The organism is Pseudomonadota bacterium (genome assembly GCA_022361155.1).
Classification (GTDB): Bacteria; Myxococcota_A; Polyangia; order Polyangiales; family JAKSBK01; genus JAKSBK01.
Genome location: JAKSBK010000564.1, coordinates 1 through 1,965, shown reverse-complemented (window position 1 = coordinate 1,965; position 1,965 = coordinate 1). Strand labels below are relative to the sequence as shown.

Sequence of the window (1,965 nt, the reverse complement as noted above, 5' to 3'; positions counted from 1 at the left end):
ATGGCCCGAACGCTCTCCGCAGGGCTCGGCGAGCAGCAAGAGGGCCTGGCTTCCGTTCAGGCCACGCTTCACCGCACCCTGACGGCCTACCGCGCAGCCAGCGGTCGCGAGCTGAGCAAGGTCTATGTCGCGGGCAACCTGGCATCGAACCCGGAACTCCCTGCGACGCTAAGCGAGGCGCTCGGTCTCGAGGTGCAGAGCTTGGCGCTGCCGCCGCCGCCAGGCTCGAGCCAGGAGCCGGATCCCGCTTTCATGCGCGCTGCGGCGCTTGCTGGCCGCGCCACGGTTCACGAGCGACGCATCAACCTGCGCCAGGGCGAGTTCGCGCCCCCGCACGCAGCAAGCGCACTTCGTAACTACCTGCGTCTCGGCAGCGCCTGCGCCGTTACGATAGCCCTCTCGCTCGCGTTCGCGATCGCTTCGCAGCGTTCCCTGCTGCTCGATGAGCAAACCCGACTCAAGGAGCGGCTTGGCCGTGAGACCAAGGCAGTTCTTGGCCGTGAGGTCAGCACCGCCAAGGAAGCCCGCAAGCTGCTCAAGAGCATTGGCCTGAGCGACGATCCCCTGCCGTCCTTCGATGCATTCGATGCGCTCGAGGCCGTGTCGGCGTCGATTGATGAGGACGTAACGCACGACGTGCGCAAGCTTCGCATCGACGTGGGTGACGGCAAGCACGAAGGTCGCTTCGAGCTGCTGGCCGCCCTGGGCACGATCGAGCAGCGCGATCAAGTGGCCGAGAAGCTCAAGGCTCACAAGTGCTTCCATGAAGTGGAGAAAGGGCGAACCACGCCGGCGCCGGGTCGCGATCGCATCAACTATCGGCTCGAGGGGACGATACGGTGCTGGGAATCGCGCCCACAGGACAAGAAGCGTCGCAAGAGGAGCAAGCGGATATGACCACGGGGCTCGATCGCCTGAGATCGGCCTGGGCCGGTCTTACCGACCGCGAAAAGCGGCTCGTGGGCTTGCTTGCGGTCGTAGTCGCAGCCCTGCTTGCGCTGTTGCCGCTGGTCGTGATGGCACTGAACAACTCGGCTTTGCGGCAACAAAACGACGAGCTGGAGGCGTTGCTGGACACCCTCGCGCGGCGGCGGCCCAAGCTGACACAGCTGCTGCACGAGCGCCAAGCTGCGGAGCTGCGCTACCGCCAGAAAGCCCCCCAGCTGGGGAGCTTCCTGGAAGGCAAGGCGCACGACAAGGAGCTTTCGATCCGAGAAGTCGTCGATCAGCCGGAAAAGGACGAAGGTGGCTTCCGCCGGCGCAACGTGCGCATCAGCATGCCAGGTGTGGCCTTGACGCCCGTGATGGAAATGCTTGCCTCGATCAAGAACAGCCGCTACCCGGTCGCCATAGAAAACCTGCAGGTCGAGCACTACCAAGACGGTGATCGCTACAACGTCAAGCTTGGCGTGGTTACATTCGATCGCTTGGGCAACGCCAGCAAAGCAAACCCCAAGAAGCCTGGCTCACCATGACGACGGAAGCTACGACGGCTGTGCTTGAACGACCATCGCGCGTACTGGGATCGCGATTCGGAGCGCTGCGAACCGTCGCCAAGTGGGCAGGCTACGGTGGCTTCTTCGCGGCGTTCTTCGTGCTGGGCGTCTATTTCACGTTTCCCTACCACAGGCTGCGCGACTACATCATCCAGCAGGCGGAGCTGCGAGAGGACTCCCTGGGTCGGCTGCACCGCACCGGGATCAGCCTCGAGATCGAGGAGCTGCAGCCTTGGTGGTTCACGGGAGCTCACCTGACCGGCGTGCGCTTCAGCAAGAAGGCGGATCGGGCCACGCGCGCACCGCTGTCGATGAACATGGACGAGCTTTGGATCCGAGCTGCACCGTGGTCGCTGCTTTTTGGCGGAGCCGCGGTATCGTTCGACGGTCGGGTGGGCGGCGGCTCGCTGCGGGGCACGTGGAAGCGAACCGCCACCGGACAGCAGATCGACGCTACGCTTCGCTCGGT

General features: G+C 64.5%; 3 protein-coding genes. All 3 read left to right on the top strand.

What is annotated here, in order from left to right; translation table 11 throughout:
• Window positions 1-897, top strand: an 897-nt coding sequence (locus MJD61_21110) for a hypothetical protein (GenBank protein MCG8557758.1), incomplete at its 5' end; no start/stop codon positions are given.
• Window positions 894-1,475 (top strand): type II secretion system protein GspM, encoded by a 582-nt coding sequence (gene gspM / locus MJD61_21105; GenBank protein MCG8557757.1) that lies wholly within the window; start codon window positions 894-896, stop codon window positions 1,473-1,475. The genes MJD61_21110 and gspM, both read left to right, overlap by 4 nt.
• On the top strand, window positions 1,472-1,965 hold a 494-nt coding region (gspN, locus tag MJD61_21100; GenBank protein ID MCG8557756.1), incomplete at its 3' end, for a type II secretion system protein GspN. The genes gspM and gspN, both read left to right, overlap by 4 nt.

Bases quoted from the DNA above. Each gene is read 5' to 3' on its own strand.
- gspM (MCG8557757.1), top strand. From the start codon at position 894: ATGACCACGGGGCTCGATCGCCTGAGATCGGCCTGGGCCGGTCTTACC.